Genomic DNA, 24,655 nt, shown 5'->3' on the forward strand with positions numbered 1-24,655 from the left:
ACGGAACGACGGCGATCAGGCTCACGCCTGCCAATGCGTCGGCCGCTCAGCGTTTAGCTTTGGGGTTGAAGCTCAAACGAGTCAGGGTGATGTGGTCATCAGCCGCCACCAGCACCTTGGTGAGAATTCTTTTCAGGCTCTCGACCTCGTCACTGTCGAGCGCCGCGAACGTGTCGTTCATCGCGTCCGCGCCAATCTGCGGCAGCAGATCGCAGAGCGCCTGCCCCTGCTCGGTCAGTGCCAGACGCACCTGACGACGATCGGTCGCGGAGCGCTGGCGCACCACCAGCCCTTTCTGTTCCAGGCGATCGAGCATGCGGGTCATCGAACCGCTGTCCAGCGACAGGTGCCGACACAATTCCACAGGGGTATCGGTAGAAAACTGGGCAATGATGATCAGCACCTTGAACTGCGCGAACGTCACGTCATAGGGCAGCAGGTACTTGTCGAGCATGCGGTCTTTGAGCGCATTGGTACGACCGACCAGCAGCCCGATAAGGCTGGATTCAAAATTGTCGGGGCTGAAATGTTTCATGAATTGACCAAGATAGCTGCCTAAGCAGTGATTGCAAAATATTACTGCCTAGGCAGCCGTTGTCAAAGCATTTATTAGCTTGCTTACTAAATGCCCATAAAAAAACGACCGCTGGCAAGACGGTCGTTTTTGGAGGGAACGCGAGAGGAATCAGGCGGCGACAGGTACGCCACTGTGAAAACGGAACTCTTCGTCAGGGCTTTCGATCAGCTCACGCTCGGCCAGACGGATCTCCTCGATCTTGGCATCGACATCAGCCTTGTCGCCGTAGCTGTAAGCCAGCTTGAGGTAGTCCTGAAAGTGCCGCGCTTCGGACTTCAGCAAACCGCCATAGAATTTGGCCAGCTCTTCGTCCAGATGCGGCACCAGCGCGGCAAAGCGCTCACAAGAACGAGCCTCGACAATGGCACCGACGATCAGCGCATCGGTGAGCCGGTACGGGTTGTGATTGCGCACCAGCTTGCGCAGCGCTCCGGCATAGCGGGCCGAGCTGATGTTGGCCATGGGGATCTGGCGCTTTCTGATAATGCTGATGACTTGCTCGAAATGGCGCAGCTCTTCCCGGGCCAGACGTGACATCTTGCTCAACAGGTCGAACTTGTCGTTGTACTGAAACATGAACTGGAACGCAGCCCCGGCGGCCTTCTTCTCGTTGTTCGCATGGTCGATCAGCAGGATGTCCAGATTGCGCAGCGCGGCCTGGACCCAGCTGTCGGGTGTGCGGCAAAGCAGAAAGGCTTCGATTTCAGGGATCGGGTACATAGGCTCACAGAATGACGGAGAGGCACGGCCGCGCATTATACGAGCAGCAACGATGCCTCGCGACACAAAAGCATGCCGGGTTTGTCAGGCGCCGAATGCGTCGCGCAGAAACCCTGGCGCGATATAGCGCTGATAGTGCGCCTCGGACAGCAGGAAAAACTCGCGGTCGATCGCATCGCGCAGTTCCGGCAGCGTCCAGTCGCGAAACTCCGGCAACAGCACGAAACCGTAGGCCTCGACCTGGCTGATGACCCGCGCGCCACGGGCGATCAACTGGTAAGCCCAGCAATATTCGGACTGGTGCGGCACAAAGCGGATCTTGCGCTGGGTGAGCTGCGCACGCAGCTTGTCGGCATCGAAGACTTCGAGCTTGGCAGTCATCACCTGGACCAGCAGTTGCTCCAGGCGCAGCCAGACGGCTCTTTTTTCGTCTTCGTTGTAGCCGTTCCAGTGGATGACCTCGTGGTGGAAGCGCTTGCAGCCACGGCACACCAGATCCCCGTAAACAGTGGAGCAAAGGCCGACGCAGGGGGTTTTGATAATGTAATCGGGCATGTCAGGCAGGACTGGGGAAGGCGAAACAAGGGCTCATGTTAGCCCTTTGTCTAAGCAAGTTCACCCCCGAAGATGTAGGGGCTAACTTACCTTTGGCAAAGTTTTGGCGTAGAATCAGCGAGCCTTTTAAGGCGCCAATGTCCGTTGGAAGCTGTTTTCAAAGCGTCACGAGCACAGTCAAGTTAATCCCGCAGTGCGGCGTCGACAGGCCATTCCCTCATCACGAATGGCCGTGTCGACCGCCACTCCCCCCGCCCTGCAGGCGTAAAACTTTGAAAACAGCTTCTGTTAGGAATCACCGACACCCTGCCAACAAGGCTCAATAAGCCTTGCGTGGGTACGGGCGATTTCTGGATGAGCGTCCCGGACACCCATTTGGGACCACTGATGAGGGTTAATACTGTGCTTGAAGCCTACCGTAAACATATCGAAGAGCGTGCCGCCCAGGGCATCGTGCCCCAGCCGCTTAACGCCGAACAAACTGCAGGCCTGGTCGAGCTGCTGAAGAATCCCCCGGCTGGCGAAGAAGCTTTCCTTGTCGATCTGATCACCAATCGCGTTCCGCCAGGCGTTGACGAAGCTGCCTACGTCAAGGCCGGCTTCCTGTCTGCCCTGGCCAAGGGCGAAGCCACTTCTCCCCTGATCGACAGAAAACGCGCCACCGAACTGCTCGGCACCATGCAAGGTGGCTACAACATCGTCACCCTGGTTGAACTGCTCGACGACGCCACCCTCGCGCCGGTCGCTGCCGAACAACTCAAGCACACCCTGCTGATGTTCGACGCCTTCCACGATGTGGCCGAAAAAGCCAAGAGCGGCAATGCCCACGCCAAGGCTGTTCTGCAGTCCTGGGCTGACGGCGAGTGGTTCAAGAAGCGTCCGACGCTGGCCGACAAGATCAGCCTGCGCGTCTTCAAGGTTACCGGCGAAACCAATACCGACGACCTGTCCCCTGCCCCTGATGCCTGGTCGCGTCCAGACATCCCGCTGCACGCACTGGCCATGCTGAAAATGGCCCGTGACGGCATCGTTCCTGACGTTCAGGGCGCCATCGGCCCGATGAAGCAGATCGAAGAAATGCGCGGTCAGGGCTTCCCGATTGCCTACGTCGGTGACGTGGTCGGTACCGGTTCCTCGCGTAAATCGGCGACCAACTCGGTACTCTGGTTCTTCGGCGACGACGTCCCTTACGTCCCGAACAAGCGTGCCGGCGGTTTCTGCTTCGGCAGCAAAATTGCCCCGATCTTCTACAACACCATGGAAGATGCAGGCGCTCTGCCGATCGAATTCGATGTCTCGAACATCAACATGGGTGACGTGATCGACGTCTATCCCTACGCTGGCAAGGTCTGCAAGCACGACAGCGACGAAGTCATCACCACCTTCGAAATGAAGACCCCGGTGCTGCTCGACGAAGTCCGCGCTGGCGGCCGTATTCCACTGATCATCGGCCGTGGCCTGACCAGCAAGGCTCGCGCCGAACTGGGCCTGCCGGAGTTCGACCTGTTCAAGACACCTGACCAGCCAGCCGAAAGCACCAAGGGCTACACCCTGGCGCAGAAGATGGTCGGCAAGGCATGCGGCGTAGCGGGCGTTCGTCCGGGTACCTATTGCGAACCGAAGATGACCACCGTCGGTTCCCAGGACACCACTGGCCCGATGACTCGCGACGAACTGAAAGACCTGGCGTGCCTGGGCTTCTCGACCGACCTGGTCATGCAGTCGTTCTGCCACACCGCGGCCTATCCGAAGCCGATCGACGTCAAGACGCACCACACGCTGCCTGACTTCATCATGACCCGCGGCGGCGTTTCCCTGCGTCCGGGCGACGGCATCATCCACAGCTGGCTGAACCGCATGCTGCTGCCCGACACCGTCGGTACCGGTGGCGACTCGCACACCCGCTTCCCGATCGGTATCTCCTTCCCGGCCGGTTCCGGCCTGGTGGCGTTCGCTGCTGCAACGGGTGTAATGCCGCTGGACATGCCTGAATCGATCCTGGTTCGCTTCAAGGGCAAGATGCAACCTGGCATCACCCTGCGCGATCTGGTTCACGCCATTCCTTACTACGCGATTCAGGCTGGCCTGCTGACCGTAGAGAAGAAAGGCAAGAAGAACGCATTCTCCGGTCGCATTCTGGAGATCGAAGGCCTCGACAACCTGAGCATCGAACAGGCTTTCGAGCTGTCCGACGCCTCTGCCGAACGTTCGGCTGCCGGTTGCACCATCAAGCTGGCCAAAGAGCCGATCATCGAATACCTGAATTCGAACATCACCCTGCTGCGCTGGATGATCGAACAGGGTTACGGTGATCCTCGCACCCTGGAGCGTCGTGCTCAGGCGATGGAAGCCTGGGTTGCCAACCCGGAGCTGCTGGAAGCCGACAAGGACGCCGAGTACGCCGAAATCATCGAAATCGATCTGGCCGACGTCAAGGAGCCTGTGCTCTGCGCGCCGAACGATCCGGACGATGCGCGCCTGCTGTCTTCGGTACAGGGCGAGAAGATCGACGAAGTGTTCATCGGCTCCTGCATGACCAACATCGGCCACTTCCGCGCTGCGGGCAAGTTGCTGGATCAGGTCAAGGGCCAACTGCCGACGCGTCTGTGGCTGTCGCCGCCGACCAAGATGGACGCTCACCAGTTGACCGAGGAAGGCTACTACGGCATCTACGGCAAGGCTGGCGCACGCATGGAAATGCCGGGCTGCTCGCTGTGCATGGGTAACCAGGCACGCGTGGAACCGAACGCGACCGTGGTGTCGACGTCGACCCGTAACTTCCCGAACCGTCTGGGTGACGGCGCGAACGTCTACCTGGCCTCGGCCGAGCTGGCGTCCGTTGCCTCGATTCTGGGTCGTCTGCCGACGGTCGAAGAGTACATGGGCTACGCCAACCAGATCGACACCATGGCAGCGGACGTGTACCGCTACCTGAGCTTCGATCAGATCGCCGAGTTCCGTGAAGCCGCTGCGAACGCCAACATCCCGGCTGTTCAAGTGTAAGCACGAAAGCAGGCATCAGAAGAACCCCATCCTCGTGATGGGGTTTTTTTTGCCCTCACCCGGCCTCGTACATATATTTTTCACATTCACATGGCTATAGTGGCGGCCCTTGTTGGGGAGTAGCCTGCTCGTGACTCCGGTCACAGAGCGTTCGTATCAACATTCTCGGCAGCATGCCGTGGTGCGAACACCTTCTGGTTGGCGAGACCAACGATGCATCCATGCCTAAAGTCGGGCGTGTGGTTGCGTCGTTGACTCATAGCCCGACTGGATATAACCGTGAATCCGATTTCCCTCCTCTTTCTCGCGCTTGCCATGTCCACGGACGCCTTTGCTGCGGCCCTTGGTAAAGGAGCAAGCCTGCATAAACCGCGCTTTCTCGAAGCGTTGCGCACGGGCCTTATATTCGGCGCCATCGAAACCATCACGCCGGTCATCGGCTGGGGCATTGGCCAGGTGGCTGCGCGCTTCGCCGAGAGCTGGGATCACTGGATCGCCTTCACGCTGTTGCTGGTGCTCGGCCTGCACATGATCTACAACGGCATCAAGCACGACGATGACGAAGAGCAGGAAAAGCCGGGGCAGCATTCTTTCTGGATTCTCGCCGTTACCGCATTCGCCACCAGTATCGATGCACTGGCAGTCGGCGTAGGCCTGGCGTTTGTCGACGTCAATATCGTGGTTGCCGCCCTGGCCATCGGCCTCGCGACCACGGTCATGGTCACCATCGGCGTGATGCTGGGCCGGGTGCTGGGCACCATGGTCGGCAAACGCGCTGAAATCATTGGCGGTATCGTGTTGATCGTGGTGGGTGCGACGATTCTTTACGAGCACCTGTCGGCTGCGCAGTAAGCGGCTGATCGAACCTATCAGTCAGACATAAAAAAACCCGCATCTTTCGATGCGGGTTTTTTATGGGTACAGCTTTACAGCCTGGTTACACGGTAATGCCCTGCCCGCTCATGGCCAGGTCCAGCAGTTCGCGATTGGCAACGGCGTACATTGCGTAATCCGTGCCGCTTGCCGCACGCAGCTCGACCAGCATGGCACGCCAGCGCTCGACCATCAGTGTGTGCTGCTCCAGCCACAGGGCCAGACGCGCATCGATTTCCGAAGGACCATCGGCCATCTGCAGAACCGACACGGTGATTGCCCGCTGTTGCCAGTCGACATCGTCCCGGAACGCTTCACGCGCCAGCGCCTGCCAGTTGTTTTCCACCGGCAGACTGCTGATCTGCTGCAGGTACCAGGTAATGTCCAGCGCACTGCCGACGGCGAAGTATGCCTTGGCGACGTCGGCAGCATTCTGCCCGGTCACGTCGGAGGCTTCGATGATCGGCAACAGTGTGTACAGATGCGTCGTACCGGCGACCATGCGCGCCAGCAGTTCCGGCACACCGGCTTCGACATACGCCTGATAACGCGTTTGCCAGATCTCGCGGGTCGGACCTTCTAGCAGCTCGTCAAGCTTGAGGCCCAGTGCAGCGAGGTGCGGACCGAAGTGTGCCACGTCACGACCGGCGTCCAGCTCATTGCGACGGCTACGCAGGAACCAGCGCGTTGCACGACGCCCCAGACGCATCAACTCGTCCATCAGCGCCAGTTGGACTTCGGCCGAAACCTTGTAGTCCAGTGCCTCGATCTGACGGAACCAGTGCGGCAGGTGGAAGATGTCACGCACGATCACGTAGGCACCGGCCACCGCAGCAGCGCTCATGCCGGTCGACTCTTTGAGCCGCTGCACGAAGGTGATGCCCATGTGGTTGACCAGATCGTTGGCGATCTGCGTGCTGACGATCTCGCGCTTCAGGCGATGGCCGCGCATGGCCGTGGAAAACTTGGCGCCCAGCGAAGGCGGGAACGCGGTTTCCATATCACGCGCCAGATAGTCGTCATCCGGCACACGGGATTCCAGCAACGCTTCCTTAAGGTCGATCTTGCTGTACGAGATCAACACCGACAGCTCGGCACGACTCAAGCCCTGCTTGGCCGCAATCCGCTCGGCAATCTGCTCTTCAGCAGGCAGGAACTCGATGGCGCGATCAAGCTTGCCACGCGCCTCCAGGTCACTCATCAGACGCTTGTATTCGGCAATCCGCTCGTAAGCGCGACGGGCTGCCAGCGACAACGCCTGAGTCTGCTTGTAGTTGTTGCCCAGCACCAGGTGGCCGACTTCGTCGGTCATGCTTTCGAGCAGCTGATTGCGCTGCTTCTCGGTCATGTCACCGGCCTGCACCACTTCGTTGAGCAGGATCTTGATGTTCACTTCGTGATCGGAGCAGTCCACACCGCCCGCGTTGTCGATGAAGTCGGTGTTGGTCGCGCCGCCATTGAGGCCGAACTCGACACGGCCCAGCTGGGTCATGCCCAGGTTGCCGCCCTCGCCCACCACCTTGCAACGCAGCTCGTTGCCGTCGACGCGCAGCGCATCGTTGGCCTTGTCGCCGACATCAGCGTGCGACTCATCGCTGGACTTCACGTAGGTGCCGATACCGCCGTTCCACAACAGATCGACCGGTGCCTTGAGCAAAGCGTTCAGCAGTTCGGTCGGGGTCAGCTTGTCAGCCTTGATGTCGAAGCGCGCCTTCATCTGTTCGGTGATGGCGATACTTTTCAGGCTGCGCGGGAAGATCCCGCCGCCAGCGGACATGATGCTGGTGTCGTAGTCGGTCCAGGACGAGCGCGGCAGATTGAACAGGCGCTGACGCTCTGCAAAGCTGGTGGCCGGGTCCGGATTCGGATCGATGAAGATGTGCAGGTGATTGAACGCTGCGACCAGTTGCAGCTTGTCAGACATCAGCAGGCCGTTGCCGAACACGTCACCGGCCATGTCGCCGATACCGATCACGCTGATGCTGTCCTGCTGCACATTGATGTCGCGCTCACGGAAGTGACGCTGCACGCCCACCCATGCGCCCTTGGCGGTGATGCCCATCTTCTTGTGATCGTAACCGGCAGAACCACCGGAAGCGAAGGCGTCGCCCAGCCAGAAGCCGTAGTCGATGGCAATGCCGTTGGCGATGTCGGAGAACGTTGCCGTGCCCTTGTCGGCGGCCACCACCAGATAAGGGTCATCATCGTCATGACGCACGACGTTGACCGGCGGCACCAGCGCGCCTTCCTTAAGGTTGTCGGTGATGTCCAGCAGCCCGGAGATGAAGATGCGGTAGCAAGCGATTGCCTCGGCCTGCACTTCGTCGCGGTTGCCGGTGGTCGGCAGGCGACGCGGCACGAAGCCGCCCTTGGCACCTACCGGCACAATGACCGAGTTCTTAACCTGCTGGGCTTTTACCAGGCCCAGCACTTCGGTACGGAAGTCTTCCTCGCGGTCCGACCAGCGCAGGCCGCCACGCGCCACGTTGCCGAAGCGCAGATGCACGCCTTCGACACGCGGCGAATAGACGAAGATTTCAAACTTGGGCACCGGCTTGGGCAGTTCGGGAATCAGGCGCGGGTTGAACTTGAAGCTGAAATAGCTCTTGCTCTGCCCGTTGGCATCGGCCTGATAGAAGTTGGTCCGCAGCGTGGCTTTGATCAAGTCCAGATAACGACGCAGGATGCGGTCTTCGTTGAGCACCTGCACGTCGTCCAGCGCAGTCAGAATCGCCTGTTCCAGACGCAGCTGCTTGTCGTCGAGATCGTCGGAACCCAGCTTGCGCGCCAGATAGAAGCGGGTCTTGAACAGACGCGTCAGCTCGCGGGCGATGTCGGTGTGATTGTTCAGCGTGGTGGCGATGTAACCCAGGTCAAAGCCCAGACGAATCTGCTTCAGATAACGCGCATAGGCACGCAGCAGCGCCACATCGCGCCACGGCAGGCCGGCGGTGAGCACCAGACGGTTGAACGCATCGTTTTCGGCATCGCCGCGCACGATGTGCACGAACGCATCCTGGAGGGTGTCATTGAGCTGCTGGATATCGAGGTTCAGTCCTTCGCCGTAGGTAAAGGCGAAATCGTGAATCCAGAACTCGCGACCGTTGGCATGGTGCAGGCGGTACGGAAACTCGCCCAGCACGCGCAGGCCAAGGTTTTCCAGAATCGGCAACACGTCGGACAACGCCAGCGGTGTGTCGGCGTGATACAGCTTGCAATGCAATTGCTGGCGGCCACCGGCCAGTGGCTGGTAGAAGCTCATCACCAGCGGATTGGCTTCGCTGAGGCTCAGTACGTGCTGCATGTCGACGACTGCCGAATGCGCCGCAAAGCGCTCGCGGTAGCCCGCCGGGAAGCCTTTCGGGAAGTCGGCCAGCACGTTGGTGCCGTGGGCTTCACCGAAGCTTTCGACCACCAGACTGGCGTAGTCGTCCTTCCACGAACGGCACGCCTGAATAACTTCGTTTTCCAGTTGGGCGACGTCGATGTCCAGGTTGATCTTCGGGTCTACGCGCAGAATCAACTGCACACGCGCCAGCACCGATTCAGAGAAGAACGTCCAGAACTCGCAATCGCTGGCCTTGAGGCGGTCCATCAGGACCTGCTGGATCTTCTGGCGTACTTCGGTGGAATACACGTCGCGCGGCACATAAGCCAGGCAGTAGCAGAAGCGGCCGTACGGGTCCTTGCGCAGGAACACGCGAATCTTGTTGCGCTCCTGAATCTGCACGATGGACATGACCGTGGTGAACAATTCGTCCACCGGCGTCTGGAAAAGGTCGTCACGCGGCAGTACTTCGACCACCTGCGCCAGTTCCTTGCCCAGGTGCGCCTTGGCGTCGAAACCGGAGCGACGCTCGACCTCAGCGACCTTGCGACGGATGTACGGAATCTGCCGCACGCTCTCGCCATACACCGACGAGGTGTACAGGCCCATGAAACGACATTCTTTGATGACCTTGCCCGACGCGTCGATCTGACGGATCGAAACGTAATCCGGGTACGCCGGACGGTGCACGCGGCTTGGATGCGCCGCCTTGGCAAACGACAGCAACACCGGTTCCTGCAGGTATTTCACCGCGTAATCTTCGATGTGCAGTTCTTCGCGGGTCAGGCCGGGGCGCAGCAGGCGGGTCAGCCCGAGGAAGGACGACTCGTCGTACACCAACTGGCCGCCTTCGGCGTCGTTGCGCACTTCGAACTCTTCGTAACCGAGGAAGGTGAAGTGGTTGTCCACCAGCCATTGCAGGAAGACCTTGATCTCGGCCTTTTCCTCGACATCGGTGTTGGACTCGTTGGCATCGATACTGGCCAGCAACTCATGCAGACGCGCTTTCATCGGCCCGAAATCTTCGACGACGGCGCGTACTTCGCCAAGTACCTGCTCCAGCTCGCGCGCCAGCACGTTCAACTCGCTGACGTTGGCGCAGCGGTCGATCTCCAGGTACATCAGCGATTCCTGCAGCACGTCGTCGCCAGCGGTGCCCTTGGGCAGCAGCTCAAGCAATTCGCCAGCAGCCCCGCGACGCACGCTCAGCACGGTGGTCTGCAGGGTGTGGATGCTATAGCCGCGGCGGTTCAGCTCGGTACGTACGGAGTCGACCAGAAACGGAAGATCATGATGCAGCACTTCAACGGCAGTATGAGTCGATTGCCAGCCGTGGCGCTCGTAATCGGGGTTGTAGACCCGGACCTGCGGGTGAGCATGTTCGAAACGCTCCAGCAGGCGCCACGCGGACAAGGTGCAGCCTGCCAGGTCGGAGAGCCGCCGCTGGGTGAGTTCGTCGAGAGAAATGATGCCGAAGAATTGCTCGGCAAACAGCGCCACTTGTGGCAGTGCCTGTTCGCTGATGTGCTGAGCCAGTGCCGCTTGCAGTTGATGCTGGAAGTCGGCCTTGCTGGCTGCGGTGAAGAACGCCATCTGTGGTACTCCGCTTTGGCTTTTATTGGGGAGGCTTGAAGAAGGTGTTGAAACCAGGGTGCCCTTGCAGTCAATCGCGTGGGCATCACCTGATCGAGTGTAAAGCTAAAGTAGTAACGCGCGCTGTGTCAGGGTAGTCACATTTGTATAGCGCGGTGAAAAAACGCTACGCGCACCCGACACCGTACACCACTTGTCCGTCATGCAGCTTAACGAGAGCTGAGCGCACACTGCTTACGAGGCTGCGACATATTCGGTCATCAGGTCGCGATACACTGCGTACGATGGTGCCAATATCGCCCGACATTATTTGCCCGGGACTGGCAAAATTCACTCACGCCTTACCTGGACAGACCCGGAGCCACCCATGCAAATCAAGACCGCCAGCCTCATCGCCAACCCGTGCGACGACGAATACGACGATATGGCGCTGCTCTGCTGCCACGCAGAAAACGGCATGCTGTTTTCCCTGACCCGTTTCCCGGACGAGAACGAAGTGGAAATCACCGTCAGCGACGACAAGTCACTGAACGTGTCCAGCCTGAAGGTCACCTTCAGTGCCAAGCGCCTGTTGGTGGAAATCGACGCGCAGGACGCCAAGCAGCTCGATGGCCACCATCAGTACGAAATTCTCCACGCCACCGATGCAGGCGAGTTGCAGGACGTTCACCAGACGTTACAGATCATTCTCGAAAACGTCGGTGAGTACACCAGCACAATCAGCTGATGATCAAAAAAGCGCTAGGCTCTGTACGAAAAGTGGCTGCGCTCGGTGATGCTTCGTTAAAAACAGGCTCGGAATGCTCATTTACAACACGTAGAGTCGAACGCGACCCCGGCCGTTCCTGGCCTGTTTTTGCCTCGCCTGACCTTCGCTCGCCGACTTTTCGTACAGAGCCTAGAGTGAGCACTTCGCCGAACAGGAGTCCGTCATGAACCGCATTTTCGACGCCCACTGCCACATCATCGACCCGCATTTCCCGCTGATCGCCAATAACGGCTATCTGCCGGAGCCGTTCGGTGTCGCTGACTACCTTGCGAAGGTCCAGCCGCTGGGCGTTCAGGGTGGCGCGGTGGTGTCCGGTTCCTTTCAGGGCTTTGATCAGGGCTATCTGCTTCAGGCGCTGCGCCTGCTGGGACCGGGTTTCGTCGGTGTCACGCAATTGCCCGCCAGCGTCACCGATGCAGAGCTGGACACCCTGAACGCGGCAGGCGTGCGCGCCTTGCGCTTCAACCTCAAGCGCGGCGGCTCGGAGCAGCTCGACCAGTTGGAGGCACTGGCCGTGCGTGTCCATGAACGCGTAGGCTGGCACTCCGAGCTGTACATCGACTCGCGGGAACTGGCACCCATCGAAACACGCCTGCGCAAACTCCCGGCCATCAGCATCGATCACCTGGGGCTGAGTGCCGAAGGGCTGCCCGTGGTCCTGCGCCTTGCCGAGCGCGGTGTGCGGATCAAGGCCTGTGGTTTCGGGCGAGTGGACTTTCCGGTGCGCGAGGCCCTCAGGGATATCCACGCCGCCAACCCGAATGCCCTGATGTTCGGCACCGACCTGCCGTCGACCCGTGCCCCCCGCCCCTTCCGGCCCGACGATATCGAACTGTTGATCGACGCACTGGGCGAAAGCGGCGCTCGTCAGGCGCTGTGGGAGAACGCGGCGAGCTTCTATCGACTCTGACGCCGTGGCTCCGGGAGCCAGAGCCAACCTTCCTACATGGACCCCCATAGATCACGTAGGACAATACCTGCATAAATGACAGGCACTTCTCTAAATGCAATAAAAAACGCGGGAGTCGTTAGTCGATACCTGCCTGGATGGATTAAAGTATCGCCCCCAGCTCAGCAGTCGTCAGACACAGCTGTTCGCCCTGCCAGGAACCGTCACCGATGGAACATCGTGAAGCGCTGATTGCGCTGCGAACTTTTCTTTCAACGCAGATCCTTGGCCAGGAAAAGCTGATCGAACGTCTGCTCATTGCCCTGCTTGCCGATGGCCACATGCTTGTCGAAGGCGCTCCCGGCCTGGCCAAGACCAAGGCCATCAAGGAGCTGGCAGAAGGTATCGAAGCCCAGTTCCACCGCATTCAGTTCACCCCCGACCTGCTGCCTGCAGACATCACCGGTACGGAAATCTATCGCCCGGAAACCGGCAGCTTCGTGTTCCAGCAAGGGCCGATCTTCCACAACCTGGTGCTGGCCGACGAAATCAACCGTGCGCCGGCCAAGGTCCAGTCGGCGCTGCTCGAAGCCATGGCCGAGCGCCAGGTCAGTGTCGGGCGCAGCACCTACGACCTGTCGCCGCTGTTTCTGGTCATGGCGACCCAGAACCCTATCGAGCAGGAAGGCACCTACCCGCTGCCCGAAGCCCAGCTCGACCGTTTTTTGATGCACGTCAAGATCGGCTTCCCGGATGCCGCCGTCGAACGCAAGATCCTTCAACAGGCGCGTGGCGAAGCCCTGAATGGCGAAACCAAGCCGGAGCGCCGCGTCAGCCAGCAGGCGATTTTTGCCGCACGCAAGGAAATCCTTGGCCTGTACATGGCCGATGCGGTCGAGGAATACCTGGTGCAACTGGTCATGGCCACCCGTACCCCGGCCAAGTTCGACCCGGAACTGGCCGAATGGATTGCCTACGGTGCCAGCCCGCGGGGCTCCATCTCGCTGGACCGCTGCGCCCGTGCGCATGCCTGGCTGGCCGGACGCGACTTCGTCAGCCCCGAAGACATTCAGGCGGTGCTGTTCGATGTCTTGCGCCACCGGGTCATCCTGTCGTTCGAGGCCGAAGCTGCCGGTATCGATCAGGATCGCGTGATTCAGCGCATCCTCGACGTCGTGGCCGTCGCCTGACCCCATGCAACCCTACCTGATCCCCCAGCCGGGCATCCGCGTCAGCCTCAGCGAGCTGATCGAGATGCGTCATCGGGTGCGGGAAGTGCAGCTGTTTTCTACCCCGAGCCAGCGCAGCCCGCTGATCGGCCTGCACCACTCCAAGCTGCGCGGACGTGGCGTGGATTTCGATCAGGTGCGGGTCTATCAGGCCGGTGACGACGTGCGCAGCATCGACTGGCGCGTGACGGCACGCACGCAGGAGCCGCACACCAAACTGTTCCATGAGGAACGCGAACGGCCCATTTTCATTCTTGTGGAACAGAGCCGACGGCTGTTCTTCGGCTCCGGCCTGATGTTCAAGTCGGTACTCGCGGCTCAGGCGGCCGCGCTGATCGGCTGGGCGGCGCTGGAACACAACGACCGGGTCGGCGGGTTGGTGTTCGGCGATAACGAACACTACGAGATCAAGCCGCGACGCAGCAAACAAAGCCTGCTGCAGTTGCTCAACCGGCTGGTACGGGTCAATCAGTCGCTGCATACCGAGATTCCGCCAGACCGCGATGCGTTCGGTACTGCGCTGCGTCGCGCGCGGGAAGTGCTGCGCCCCGGCAGTCTGGTCATCGTCCTGTGCGACGAGCGCGCCCTGTCCGATGCCGCCGAACAACAACTGAGCCTGCTGTCACGCCACAGCGACCTGCTGTTGCTGCCGCTGTCCGACCCGCTGGACCGGGCTCTGCCCGCTGCCGGTTTGCTGCGTTTTGCCGAACGCGGCGCGCAACTGGAGATCGACACCCTCAACCCCGAACTGCGCCGCGCCTACCGGCAACAGGGCGAGGAGCGCACGGCGCGTTGGGAGTTGCTGGCGCAGAAGCTGCGGGTATTGCTCATGCCATTGAGCACCCAGGCGGAGCTCGTCGAACAACTGCGCGAATACCTCAATGCGCGTCGTCCGGTGAAGCGCAAATGAATCCCCTCGATCAGCTGGAGCCGCTGATTGCGCCCGAAGCCGTCGGCTTCTGGCCGCTCGCGCCGGGCTGGTGGCTGCTGCTGTTGCTAATCCCCGTGGCAGGCTGGGGCCTGTGGCGCTTGCGCAAACTGCTGCCGGTCAAGGCCCGCAAAGTGCGCAGCGAACAGCCGCTGGACCCGGTTCGCCTCGCCGCGCTGGCGGAACTGGCCAGCCTGCCGAAACCCTACGACGGCGCGCCGGCCGGTGCCTGGCTGCAGCAGATCAACGGCCTGCTCAAACGCCTGTGCCGTAACCATTACCCGCACAGCCAGAGCCATACCCTCAACGGCCGCAAATGGCTGGCGTTCCTCGACAACCGCTGCCCGGCTGCCGGCCTGACGCGCTGGATGATTCTGGTCGAAGGCGCGTACAAGCCCGAGTGCAAACTGGACGACAAGGCCATCACCGGCCTGACTCAGGCGGTCGATACCTGGATCCGCAAACATGTTTGAGTTCGCCTGGCCGTGGGTCTTCGCCCTGCTGCCATTGCCATGGCTGATGCGCGCCCTGCTGCCCATGGCCGACAGTGGCGAGCCGGCGCTCAAGGTCAGCTTTCTCAGTGAACTCGAAGGCCTGAGCGGTCGCCGCGCCAAAGCCAACCTACCGGTGTGGAGACAGCGTGCGCCGTTTCTGTTGATCTGGCTGTTGCTGCTGATCGCCACAGCGCGACCGCAATGGCTGGGCGAGCCACTGCCGGTAGCTGCCAGTGGCCGCGACCTGCTGGTGGCGGTCGACGTGTCCGGCTCTATGGACTACCCGGACATGCAATGGAAAAGCGATGAAGTCAGCCGGCTGGTGCTGGTGCAACAACTGCTCGGTGACTTTCTCGAAGGCCGCAAGGGCGACAGGGTCGGCCTGATCCTGTTCGGCACCCAGGCGTTTGTCCAGGCGCCACTGACCTATGACCGCCGCACTGTGCGGGTCTGGCTCGACGAGGCGAGGATAGGCATTGCCGGCAAGAACACCGCACTGGGCGATGCCATCGGCCTGGCCCTGAAACGTCTGCGTATGCGTCCGGCCACCAGTCGTGCGCTGGTGCTGGTCACCGATGGCGCCAACAACGCCGGTCAGATCGATCCGATCACCGCCGCACGGCTGGCTGCCGAAGAAGGCGTAAAAATCTACCCCATCGGCATCGGCTCGGACCCGGACAAGGACGCGCTGCAAAGCGTGCTGGGCCTCAACCCCAGCCTTGATCTGGACGAACCGACGCTCAAGGAAATCGCCAGCCTCAGCGGTGGCCAGTATTTCCGCGCGCGCGATGGCGACCAGCTGGAAAAAATCCGCGCCACCCTCGATGCCCTGGAGCCGGTCGCACAGCAGCCCACCCAGGCGCGCCCGGCGCAAGCACTTTATCAATGGCCACTGGCGACAGCGCTGCTATTGAGTGTGCTGCTGGTGCTGCGTGAGTTGTGGCCGAACAACGCAGTGCAACGCCTGCTGACGGCGGTGCGTTCTATTAACTGGCGAGAGCGCTGCAAAAGCCTGTGGAGGTCGCGATGATCAGCGGGCTCTGGCCGCACTGGTTTCGCCCGGAATGGCTGCTGATCACGCCCTTGCTGGCGCTGCTGATCTGGCGACTCTGGCACCGGCAGAAACGCGCCGGACGCTGGCAAATGCTGCTGCCCACTCACTTTCATGAGGTGTTGCTCAACGGTGGGCGCGGCAGCAACAGCAAACTGCCATGGGTCGCGCTGGGGCTCGCCTGGTTGCTGGCCCTTTTCGCCTTGCTGGGCCCCAGTTGGCAGCGCGTCGAACAGATCAGCCAGAAGCCGGTCGATCCGCTGGTGGTCATTCTCGAACTCACCCCGCAGATGCTCGCCACCGATACGCCCCCTACCCGCCTGGAACAGGCTAGACGCAAGCTGCTGGACCTGTTGCAAAAACGCAGCGATGCGCAGACCGCCATCGTTGTCTATGCAGGCAGCGCACACACGCTGGTGCCGCTGTCCGATGATCTGGTCACCAGCCACAACCTGCTGGAAGCCATCAGACCGTCGATCATGCCGGTGACCGGCCAGCGCGCCGATCTGGCTGTGCAGAAAGCGCTGCACCTGCTCAAACAGGGCGCATTGGGTCAGGGGCGGATACTGTTGATCACCTCGTCGCTGAGCGAACAGGAACGTCAGGGCATCCGCGCCGCATTGCGCGGAAAATCGCCGCCGCTGTTGATTCTCGGGGTCGGCACGGCCGAAGGCGCGCCGGTCACGCAGGAAAACGGCAGCCTGCTCAAGGATGATCAGGGTGCGATTCTGGTGCCGCGTCTGGACAGTACCAGCCTCAACGACTTCGCCGATCAGGTCGGCGGCAGCTATCGTCAGGCACGCGGCGATGAAGAAGACTTGCGCAGCCTCGGTCTGCTGGCCAGCCCTCGACACATGAGCCGCGACGGCCAGGTCGTGCAACTCGACACCTGGGCTGACCAGGGCCACTGGTTGCTGCTGCCGCTGTTGCTGATCGCGGCACTGGCCGGTCGGCGCGGCTGGCTGTTCTGCCTGCCGCTAATGTTCATGTTTCCGCAGAACAGCCAGGCGTTCGAGTTTCAGGACCTGTGGCTGCGTCCCGATCAACAGGGCCAGCGGCTGCTGGAACAGCATCGGCCAGCCGAGGCAGCGCAGCGCTTCGAAGACTCGCGCTGGAAAGGCGTGGCGTTGTACCAGGCGCAAGACTACGCCAGCGCCGCCCGGCAGTTTGCCGAAGGCAACAGCGCCGCCGACCACTACAATCGTGGCAATGCCCTGGCCCGCAGCGGCGAGCTGGCAGCGGCACTGGATGCCTACGAGCAGGCCCTGGACCGACAGCCCGATTTCCCTGCGGCGCAAACCAATCGGGCGCTGGTGCAAAGCCTGCTGGATCAGGCCAATGAGCAGAAGCCTGCCCAAGACGAACAGAACAAGGCCGATCAGGGCGAAGAAGGTCAGCAGGCGTCGCAAGACCCCAATAGCAGCGCATCGCCTGCCGAGCAGAACCCGTCCCGATCGGATCAACCCGGCACCAGCGAAAGCCTGCCGCCGGACAACAGCGGCAAGGCCGCCTCGGGCGAGTCGACCGACGACGAACAGACTACCCGCCCTGCGCTGCAGTCCGCCGACAGCCCCATGACCGGTGAGCGACGTCAGGAACTGGAGCAGTGGTTGAGGCAGATTCCGGATGACCCGGGCGAACTGTTGCGGCGCAAATTTCGCTACGAACAGCAACATCAGGAAAAGACCCGATGAGTCGCGTGTACACCTTATTGATCGGCCTGCTGCTGAGCCTGATCACCTTGTCGCTGCAGGCTGCGCAACTGACCGCCAGCGTTGACCGCACGCGCCTCAACGCCGGGGAGACCGTCGAGCTGACGCTGGAAACCGACGATGTGACGCAGTTCGGCAAGCCGGACATGAGCGCGCTGGAAAGCAGTTTCGAGGTGCGTGACACGCGTCAGCTCAACAGCCTGAAAACCCTGGATGGCAGCAGCCAGGCCACCACGCGCTGGATCGTGACCCTGCTGCCCCGCGAGACCGGAAGCGTGTTGATTCCGTCGCTGCAACTGGGCGAGCTGAAAAGCCAGCCGCTGACCCTGCAGGTCCTGCAGAGCGAGCCCCAGGAACAAAGCAACCATCTGGCATCGATCTTCATCGAAGCGAGCCTGGATCAGGACAGCGTGTATGTTCAGGCTCAGGCCGTGCTGACCCTGCGCGTTTACCACTCGGTGTCACTGTTCGACGACAGTAGCCTGAGCCCGCTGCAAGTGCCGGACGCGCGGGTCGAAAAACTGGGTGATTCGCGCACCTACGAAAAGCTGATCAACGGCGTGCGCCACGGGGTGATCGAGACACGCTACGCGATCTACCCGCAGCAGAGCGGCGTGCTGAAGATACCGGCGCAAGTGTTCAGTGCAACGCTGGTGCAGACGCCTGCCGAGGGTTCGCAAGCCCAGGACACCAATCCGTTCGGCCCGCAGCCGGGCCGGTCGGTACGGGTCAAGTCCGCCGAAGTGCCGTTGACCGTCAAGCCCAAGCCTGCCGACTACCCGGCCGATGTCGCCTGGCTGCCGGCACGCAGTATCAATCTGGAAGAAAACTGGAGCCCGGAGCCCGGCACTACGCAGGTCGGCGATTCGCTGACCCGCACCCTGACGCTCAAGGCCGAAGGGCTGGCCGGCGCGCAGCTGCCCCCCTTGCCGCCCACAGAAGTACCCGGCCTGCGGCGTTACCCGGATCAGCCACAACTGCGCAACCTGCCCAGCGAACGCGGCCTGATAGGCACGCGCGAAGAACGCGAGGCCCTGGTGCCCGCCCGCGCCGGCGCAATCGACCTGCCTGCGGTTGAAGTGACCTGGTGGAATACCCGCGAAGATCATCTGGAGCACAGCAGCCTGCCCGCGCGCACCCTGCAGATCAGCGTCAACCCGGGTCTGGCGGTGGACACGCCGGTGAACAACGACACAAACGGCGTGACCGTAATCGGCCCGCCAGTCTGGCCGTGGCAGATGAGCACCTTGCTGCTGGTCTGCACAACATTGCTCGGTTTCGGCCTGTGGTGGCGCGCCCGTGGACAGCCGGCAATCGCCCGGGCCGTGCAGACCGGGCCCAGCCCGCGTACCGTACTCGATGACCTCAAGCGCGCCTGCCTGGCCAACGACCCGCAGGGCACCCGTCAGGCGCTCGACGCCTGGGCACGTCAGCAGCCGGAAACCCTGGCCGAAATGGCCGCGCGTTTCGTGCCGCTGTCCGATGCTCTGGACGGTCTCAACGGTGCGCTGTACAGCGAAACCGGCAAGCTGTGGCTGGGCGAGGACCTCTGGCGCGCGGTGCGCAAGCTGCCCGCCGCCGAACATATTCAGGACCCGGCAGGTGATGCCGGGTTGCCGCCGCTGTATCCCAAATGATGCAGCTCAGGCAACACCCCTATACGACAAGGTAAACCAATGCGTCTGTTTCACACCTCTGACTGGCACCTGGGTCAGAACCTGCACGGCCAGGAGCGGGATTTCGAACACGCCTGCTTTCTGACCTGGCTGCTGGCCCGTCTGGCCGACCGTAAACCGGATGTACTGTTGATCGCGGGCGACATCTTCGACACCGTCAACCCGCCGGTCAAAGCGCAGGAGCGCCTGTACGACTTCATCGTCAACGCCCACGAACAGCAACCCTTGCTGACCATCGTGATGATCGCCGGCAACCACGACTCCGGCTCGCGTATCGAACTTCCCGCCCCCCTGATGCGCCGCTTGCGCACCCACGCGCTGGGCCGGGTGATGTGGCTGGACGATGGCGTGCTGGATGCCGAACGCCTGCTGTTGCCATTGCCGGACGCCAATGGCGACATCAAGGCCTGGTGCCTGGCGCTGCCCTTTCTGCGTCCCGCCGAAGTCACCGGCCCGACCCTGGGCGATGACTACCTGCGTGGCATCGGCCGGGTGCATGAGTTGCTGATCGCGGCGGCTGACCTCAAGCGCCAGCCCGGTCAGGCATTGATCGCCATCAGTCACGCCCACATGGCAGGTGGCTCGGTCTCGGAAGACTCCGAGCGCAGCCTGATCATCGGCAACGCCGAAGCCCTGCCAGCCAGCCTGTTCGGGCCGAGCATCACCTATGTTGCGCTGGGCCACCTGCATAAACCGCAGCGGGTCAACGGCGAAGATCGCATTCGCTACAGCGGCTCGCCGATCCCGCTGTCCTTTTCGGAAATCAGCTATCAGCACCAGATTCTGGAAATCAATTGCGACGGCGAGACGCTGGCCAGTGTGGAGCCGTTGCTGATTCCTCGCGCCGTCAACCTGCAACGCCTCGGGCCTACGCCGCTGGCCGACCTGCTGGTGCAGCTCAAGGCGTTGCCGGACATCGACCTGCTCGCCGACCCGGACCGCCAGCCGTGGCTGGAAGTGCGTGTGCGTCTGGATGAACCCCAGCCGGACCTGCGCAACCAGATCGAAAACGCCCTACAGGGCAAGGCTGTGCGGCTGGTACGCATCGGTGCCGAGTACGCCGGCAAGGGCAGCGCGGACGGCAGCGAGGGTAACGCCACGCTGATTGAGCTGGACCAGCTCACGCCTCAGGAACTGTTCAGCCGTGCCTGGCAGGACAACTTCGGCAGCGAGGTCGACGAACAGACGCTGACCGATTTCGCCACGCTGCTGCGTGAAGTCCAGCAGGAGAGCGAGCAACCATGAAAATCCTCGCCATTCGCCTGAAAAACCTGGCCTCGCTGGCCGGCCCCTTTGAAATCGATTTCACTGCCGAGCCGCTGGCCAGCGCCGGACTGTTTGCCATCACCGGCCCAACCGGCGCGGGCAAAAGCACGCTGCTCGATGCCCTGTGCCTGGCGCTGTTCGGCGCGATTCCGCGGCTTAGCAATATCGGTCAGTCCAAGGTCCCGGACATCGACGGCGACATCACCACCAGCGACCCACGTACCCTGCTGCGCCGTGGCACGGGCAGCGGTTACGCCGAGGTGGACTTCATCGGCATCGATCAGCGGCGTTATCGCGCGCGCTGGGAAACCAATCGCGCGCGCGACAATGCCACTAAAAAGCTGCAGGCCAGCCGGCAGACCCTCACCGATCTGGACAGTGAGCAAATCCTCAGCAACCAGAGCAAACGCGAATTCGAGCAACTGATCGAAAACCGCTTGGGCCTGAACTTCGAACAGTTCACCCGCGCCGTGATGCTTGCCCAGAGCGAGTTCAGCGCGTTCCTAAAGGCAGATGACAAGGAACGCAGCGAACTGCTGGAAAAGCTCACCAACACCGCGATCTACAGCCAGCTCGGTCGGCGCGCCTACAGCAAAAGCAAGGAAGCCGAAGACGCCCTGAAAACCCTGACCGCGCAGGCCAGCAACATCATCCCGCTGGCCCCGGAGCTGCTGGCTGAACTGGAGCAGCGTCTAAGCGACGCGCAGCAACAGCTCAAGGCCCATCAGACACAGCAACGGCAACTGGAAATCAAACAGCAGTGGCTCACCGAACTGCACCGTCTGCGTGATGAACAGCTCGCTGCCCAGGAAGCCCTGAACAGTGCGCAACAGGCCTGGGACGACCACAGCGGAGCACGCCAGACCCTCGGCCAGCTGGAACGCCTGGGCCCGCAGCGCCATCGCTTCGCGCGTCGGGTCACGTTGAATGCTCAGCTTGATCCGCTGGCTGAACAGATTCGCCAGTATCAGCAACAGCAGACCTCGCTGCATGACCAGCAGCAACAGCTGGAAAGCCGCCGTACTCAGGCGCAGACCAGTCTGCTGGAAGCCCAGCAAGCGCACGGCAGCGCCAAACCGCTGTTGCTGCAGGCTTTCGAAGCACAGAACACCCTGAATCACCTGGCCCAGGAACTGGCCAAGGCGTCCGACCTGCACCAGCAAAGCGAGCAGCTCTGCGTTCAGGGCCAGACCAGCCTGCAAACCCTGCTCGATCAGCAACAGCAGGTAGCGCAACGTCTTGGGCGTATTGCCGGGCAACTGCAGCACAGCAGCGAACTGGCGCCACTGGCTCAGGCCTGGAACGCGTGGCGTGACCGCCTGAAGTCCCTCACGCTGATCGCCAATCGTCTCAAGCACGGCCACAGTGAGCTGCCTGCGCTGCAGCAACGTGCCAGCAATGCCGATCAGCAGCTGACCGAGCAACGCAGCGCGTTGGAGTTGCTGTACCGCGAAGCCGATTGCGAAGTGGAGGCAGTGACCGAGCAGGTGCAGATTCTCGGCAGCCTGTTGCAGGACAACCGCAAACAGCAGCGTGCCTTCGAGGAGCTGGCCCGTCTGTGGGCCAGTCAGCAGGACGTCGACCGGCAGCTTGCCGACCTCACCCAGCAACAGCAGAGCGCCCAGCAGCAACGTGAACAGCTCAACAGCCAAGGCCTTCGCGTTCGTGATGAACTGACCGTCGCCGAACAGACCCTGACCGTCACCCGGCAACTGCTGGAGCGCCAACGCCTGGCCCGCAGCGCCAGTGTCGAGGAGTTGCGCGTGCAGTTGCAGGACGACCAGCCCTGCCCGGTCTGCGGCAGCATCGAACACCCCTGGCATCAGCCGGAGGCGCTGCTCGAAAGCCTCACGCAACACGACGACAACGAGCAGGCCAACGCGCAGAAAGCCGTGGACCTGCTGACCGAGCAACGCAATCAATTACGTGAACAGGTCGGCGGCGTGATCGCCCGGCAGAAAGAGCTGCTGCGCCAGCATGAGCAGCTCACCGCGCGCCATCAGGCTTTGGCACCGGACCTGGAGTCACATCCCCTCGCCGCCCAATTGCTCGACCGCGACGCCGACAAGCGCGACGGCTGGTTGAGCCAGCAATTGAGTCAACTGAGCGAAGTCATCAACCGTGACGAGCAACGTCAGCAAGCCTTGCTGGCCCTGCAAAAAGACGCTGCCCGCCTGCAGCAGCAGCTTCAGGCAGCGACCGAAGCCAGCCAGACCGCTGCGGGCCATGTTGCCGAGCAGCTCAAGCAACTGGAGGCCGATGGGCAGCGACTGGAAGAGGAACTGACGGCATTCACGCCGCTGGTATCGCCGCAGGTGCTTGAAGGGCTGCGCAGTGATGCATCGGCGACCGTGCTGCATCTCGAACAGCAGGTGACCCAGCGTCTCGATCAACTGGAGCAGCAACACGAAGAGCAGCAGGAGCAAACCGAGCGCCAGCAGAAGATCGAGAAGCAGCAGGTCGAGCAGCAGACTCGCGTGCATCGCCAGACCGAACTGGCGCAGGAAGTCACCCGACTCGGCGAGCAACGGCAGAACAGTCAGCAGACGCTTGCCGGTCTGCTGGGCGAACACGCGAGCGCAGAGCAATGGCAGCAGGCGCTGGAGCAAACCATCGAGCAGGCCAGACAAACGGAAAGTCTGGCGGCGCAGGCGCTGCAGGACATCCACAATCAACTGATTCAACTGGCTGCCGAACTCAAGTCCGGACAGCAACAGCAGCAGGCCCTGCAACAGGAACTGGCTGAACTTGATGTGCAGATCAGCGAATGGCGCGCTCAGCATCCGCAGCTCGACGACAGCGCGCTGGATACGTTGCTGACCTACGACGATGCGCATGTCGAGCAATTACGTGTGCAATTGAGTAGCACCGACAAGGCGCTGGAACAGGCAAAAGTATTGTTGCAGGAACGCGATCAGCGCCTGCAACAGCATCAGGCGCAACACAGTGATCTGACCGACAGTGCGCAACTGGAAGCAGCGCTGCAACAGGCCCATGAACAGTCGGCGCTCAGTGAGCAGCACTGCGCCGACCTGCGTGCCGAGCTCAGTGAAGATCAGCGCCGCCGCAACGCCAACAGCGAACTGCAGGCGCGCATCGCCGACGCCAACAGCGAATACCTGCGCTGGGCACGTCTGGCGTCGTTGATCGGCTCGGCAGAAGGCGACAGGTTTCGCAAAATCGCCCAGGCCTACAACCTGGATCTGCTGGTCCACCACGCCAATGCGCAGCTCAGGCAACTGGTGCGCCGTTACCGCCTGAAACGCGGCGGCAGCATGCTCGGTCTGCTGGTCATGGACACGGAAATGGGCGACGAACTGCGCTCGGTTCACTCGCTGTCCGGCGGGGAAACCTTCCTTGTCTCGCTGGCACTGGCGCTGGGCCTCGCCTCGATGGCATCCAGCACCTTGCGCATCGAGTCACTGTTCATCGACGAAGGCTTCGGCAGCCTCGACCCGGAGTCACTGCAACTGGCGATGGACGCCCTCGACGGCCTGCAGGCGCAGGGTCGCAAGGTCGGCGTGATTTCCCACGTCCAGGAAATGCACGAACGAATCCCGGTGCAGATCAAGGTGCGTCGTCAGGGCAATGGATTGAGCACCATCGAGGTGGGGCACTGAGAGACCTGTGACGCGGAACGGGAGGCACGGCAGTTGACTATCGTTCCTCACGCTCCGCGTCGGAATGCCGTTCTGGACGCTCTGCGTCCGCTCTTGAATGTTGTGCCACCAGCGCTTTCGCGAACAGGCTCGCCTGGCAGTCTTCAGCTTTTGATTCTGCCCGGGAGGGCGTAGGAGTGGACCGGGCGACGCTTCGCTTGTTCGCGAAAGGGACGTAAATTCAGAGAAAATGTAGCGCCCGAAGTACCGCCTTCGCGAACAAGTTCGCTTGTATGGTAAGACTTGAAGGGAGGAGGAGGGACTTAGTTCGCTTCTGACTGTTCGCGCAGTACAGACCCGTAGGAGATTTCACCCCTCCTCCTTTCACCCAAG

General features: G+C 61.7%; 16 protein-coding genes. 12 read left to right on the forward strand and 4 right to left on the reverse strand.

The window, feature by feature from the left end; genetic code table 11:
* Window positions 1-46: 46 nt before the first annotated feature.
* The 3 genes from JOE34_RS23030 to JOE34_RS23040 all read right to left on the reverse strand — a co-directional run bounded on the left by JOE34_RS23030 (window position 47) and on the right by JOE34_RS23040 (window position 1,852).
* Complete coding sequence (locus tag JOE34_RS23030) at window positions 47-535, reverse strand: MarR family transcriptional regulator (RefSeq protein WP_003318886.1); 489 nt, start codon at window positions 533-535, stop codon at window positions 47-49.
* A 150-nt stretch (window positions 536-685) separates the two neighbouring features.
* A complete protein-coding gene (miaE, locus tag JOE34_RS23035; protein WP_003368536.1) occupies window positions 686-1,297 on the reverse strand; it encodes a tRNA isopentenyl-2-thiomethyl-A-37 hydroxylase MiaE in 612 nt (203 codons plus the stop codon).
* 84 nt (window positions 1,298-1,381) lie between these two features.
* Window positions 1,382-1,852, reverse strand: a complete 471-nt coding sequence (locus tag JOE34_RS23040; protein ID WP_002554470.1) for a DUF1289 domain-containing protein — start codon at window positions 1,850-1,852, stop codon at window positions 1,382-1,384.
* A gap of 402 nt (window positions 1,853-2,254) precedes the next feature.
* Here JOE34_RS23040 and acnB point away from each other — a divergent pair, with 402 nt between their 5' ends.
* Complete coding sequence (acnB, locus tag JOE34_RS23045; protein WP_024661529.1) at window positions 2,255-4,855, forward strand: bifunctional aconitate hydratase 2/2-methylisocitrate dehydratase; 2,601 nt, start codon at window positions 2,255-2,257, stop codon at window positions 4,853-4,855.
* Window positions 4,856-5,134: 279 nt separating this feature from the next.
* Entirely contained in the window at window positions 5,135-5,707 is a 573-nt protein-coding gene (mntP, locus tag JOE34_RS23050) for a manganese efflux pump MntP (protein WP_003318883.1), read from the forward strand.
* An 85-nt stretch (window positions 5,708-5,792) separates the two neighbouring features.
* Here mntP and JOE34_RS23055 read toward each other — a convergent pair whose 3' ends face one another.
* Window positions 5,793-10,649 (reverse strand): NAD-glutamate dehydrogenase, encoded by a 4,857-nt coding sequence (locus tag JOE34_RS23055; RefSeq protein WP_057406771.1) that lies wholly within the window; start codon window positions 10,647-10,649, stop codon window positions 5,793-5,795.
* 367 nt (window positions 10,650-11,016) lie between these two features.
* Between JOE34_RS23055 and JOE34_RS23060 the strand changes: the two genes are divergently transcribed.
* From JOE34_RS23060 to JOE34_RS23105, 10 genes are all read left to right on the forward strand, one after another.
* Window positions 11,017-11,376, forward strand: coding sequence for a hypothetical protein (locus tag JOE34_RS23060; protein ID WP_003390700.1), 360 nt, complete (start codon window positions 11,017-11,019; stop codon window positions 11,374-11,376).
* Between the two features lie 205 nt (window positions 11,377-11,581).
* A complete protein-coding gene (locus JOE34_RS23065) occupies window positions 11,582-12,328 on the forward strand; it encodes an amidohydrolase family protein (RefSeq protein ID WP_057445222.1) in 747 nt (248 codons plus the stop codon).
* 209 nt (window positions 12,329-12,537) lie between these two features.
* The gene (locus JOE34_RS23070) at window positions 12,538-13,497 is read left to right on the forward strand and encodes a MoxR family ATPase (RefSeq protein ID WP_003342804.1); all 960 of its coding nucleotides are present in this window, start codon (window positions 12,538-12,540) and stop codon (window positions 13,495-13,497) included.
* A 4-nt stretch (window positions 13,498-13,501) separates the two neighbouring features.
* Window positions 13,502-14,446, forward strand: a complete 945-nt coding sequence (locus tag JOE34_RS23075; protein WP_003318876.1) for a DUF58 domain-containing protein — start codon at window positions 13,502-13,504, stop codon at window positions 14,444-14,446.
* A complete protein-coding gene (locus JOE34_RS23080; RefSeq protein ID WP_003415732.1) occupies window positions 14,443-14,937 on the forward strand; it encodes a DUF4381 domain-containing protein in 495 nt (164 codons plus the stop codon). The genes JOE34_RS23075 and JOE34_RS23080 overlap by 4 nt, the downstream gene beginning before the upstream one ends.
* Window positions 14,930-15,988 carry a VWA domain-containing protein gene (locus tag JOE34_RS23085; RefSeq protein WP_003390707.1) on the forward strand — a complete coding sequence of 353 codons (1,059 nt, stop codon included), beginning with the start codon at window positions 14,930-14,932 and terminating at the stop codon, window positions 15,986-15,988. The genes JOE34_RS23080 and JOE34_RS23085 overlap by 8 nt, the downstream gene beginning before the upstream one ends.
* Window positions 15,985-17,703, forward strand: coding sequence for a VWA domain-containing protein (locus tag JOE34_RS23090; RefSeq protein WP_057445225.1), 1,719 nt, complete (start codon window positions 15,985-15,987; stop codon window positions 17,701-17,703). The genes JOE34_RS23085 and JOE34_RS23090 overlap by 4 nt, the downstream gene beginning before the upstream one ends.
* Window positions 17,700-19,358 (forward strand): BatD family protein, encoded by a 1,659-nt coding sequence (locus JOE34_RS23095; protein ID WP_003390716.1) that lies wholly within the window; start codon window positions 17,700-17,702, stop codon window positions 19,356-19,358. Before JOE34_RS23090 ends, JOE34_RS23095 begins: the two co-directional genes overlap by 4 nt.
* Window positions 19,359-19,397: 39 nt before the next feature.
* Complete coding sequence (locus tag JOE34_RS23100) at window positions 19,398-20,642, forward strand: exonuclease SbcCD subunit D C-terminal domain-containing protein (protein WP_003390719.1); 1,245 nt, start codon at window positions 19,398-19,400, stop codon at window positions 20,640-20,642.
* Window positions 20,639-24,283: an AAA family ATPase gene (locus JOE34_RS23105; protein WP_096116926.1), complete on the forward strand. Its 3,645-nt coding sequence runs from the start codon at window positions 20,639-20,641 to the stop codon at window positions 24,281-24,283. The genes JOE34_RS23100 and JOE34_RS23105 overlap by 4 nt, the downstream gene beginning before the upstream one ends.
* The last annotated feature ends 372 nt before the right edge of the window (window positions 24,284-24,655 follow it).

Source organism: Pseudomonas sp. PvP028 (assembly GCF_017832255.1).
Lineage (GTDB): Bacteria > Pseudomonadota > Gammaproteobacteria > Pseudomonadales > Pseudomonadaceae > Aquipseudomonas > Aquipseudomonas syringae.

Bases quoted from the DNA above. Each gene is read 5' to 3' on its own strand.
- JOE34_RS23030 (WP_003318886.1), bottom strand. From the start codon at position 535: ATGAAACATTTCAGCCCCGACAATTTTGAATCCAGCCTTATCGGGCTG.
- miaE (WP_003368536.1), bottom strand. From the start codon at position 1,297: ATGTACCCGATCCCTGAAATCGAAGCCTTTCTGCTTTGCCGCACACCC.
- JOE34_RS23040 (WP_002554470.1), bottom strand. From the start codon at position 1,852: ATGCCCGATTACATTATCAAAACCCCCTGCGTCGGCCTTTGCTCCACT.
- JOE34_RS23055 (WP_057406771.1), bottom strand. From the start codon at position 10,649: ATGGCGTTCTTCACCGCAGCCAGCAAGGCCGACTTCCAGCATCAACTG.
- JOE34_RS23060 (WP_003390700.1), top strand. From the start codon at position 11,017: ATGCAAATCAAGACCGCCAGCCTCATCGCCAACCCGTGCGACGACGAA.
- JOE34_RS23065 (WP_057445222.1), top strand. From the start codon at position 11,582: ATGAACCGCATTTTCGACGCCCACTGCCACATCATCGACCCGCATTTC.
- JOE34_RS23070 (WP_003342804.1), top strand. From the start codon at position 12,538: ATGGAACATCGTGAAGCGCTGATTGCGCTGCGAACTTTTCTTTCAACG.
- JOE34_RS23075 (WP_003318876.1), top strand. From the start codon at position 13,502: ATGCAACCCTACCTGATCCCCCAGCCGGGCATCCGCGTCAGCCTCAGC.
- JOE34_RS23080 (WP_003415732.1), top strand. From the start codon at position 14,443: ATGAATCCCCTCGATCAGCTGGAGCCGCTGATTGCGCCCGAAGCCGTC.
- JOE34_RS23085 (WP_003390707.1), top strand. From the start codon at position 14,930: ATGTTTGAGTTCGCCTGGCCGTGGGTCTTCGCCCTGCTGCCATTGCCA.
- JOE34_RS23090 (WP_057445225.1), top strand. From the start codon at position 15,985: ATGATCAGCGGGCTCTGGCCGCACTGGTTTCGCCCGGAATGGCTGCTG.
- JOE34_RS23095 (WP_003390716.1), top strand. From the start codon at position 17,700: ATGAGTCGCGTGTACACCTTATTGATCGGCCTGCTGCTGAGCCTGATC.
- JOE34_RS23100 (WP_003390719.1), top strand. From the start codon at position 19,398: ATGCGTCTGTTTCACACCTCTGACTGGCACCTGGGTCAGAACCTGCAC.
- JOE34_RS23105 (WP_096116926.1), top strand. From the start codon at position 20,639: ATGAAAATCCTCGCCATTCGCCTGAAAAACCTGGCCTCGCTGGCCGGC.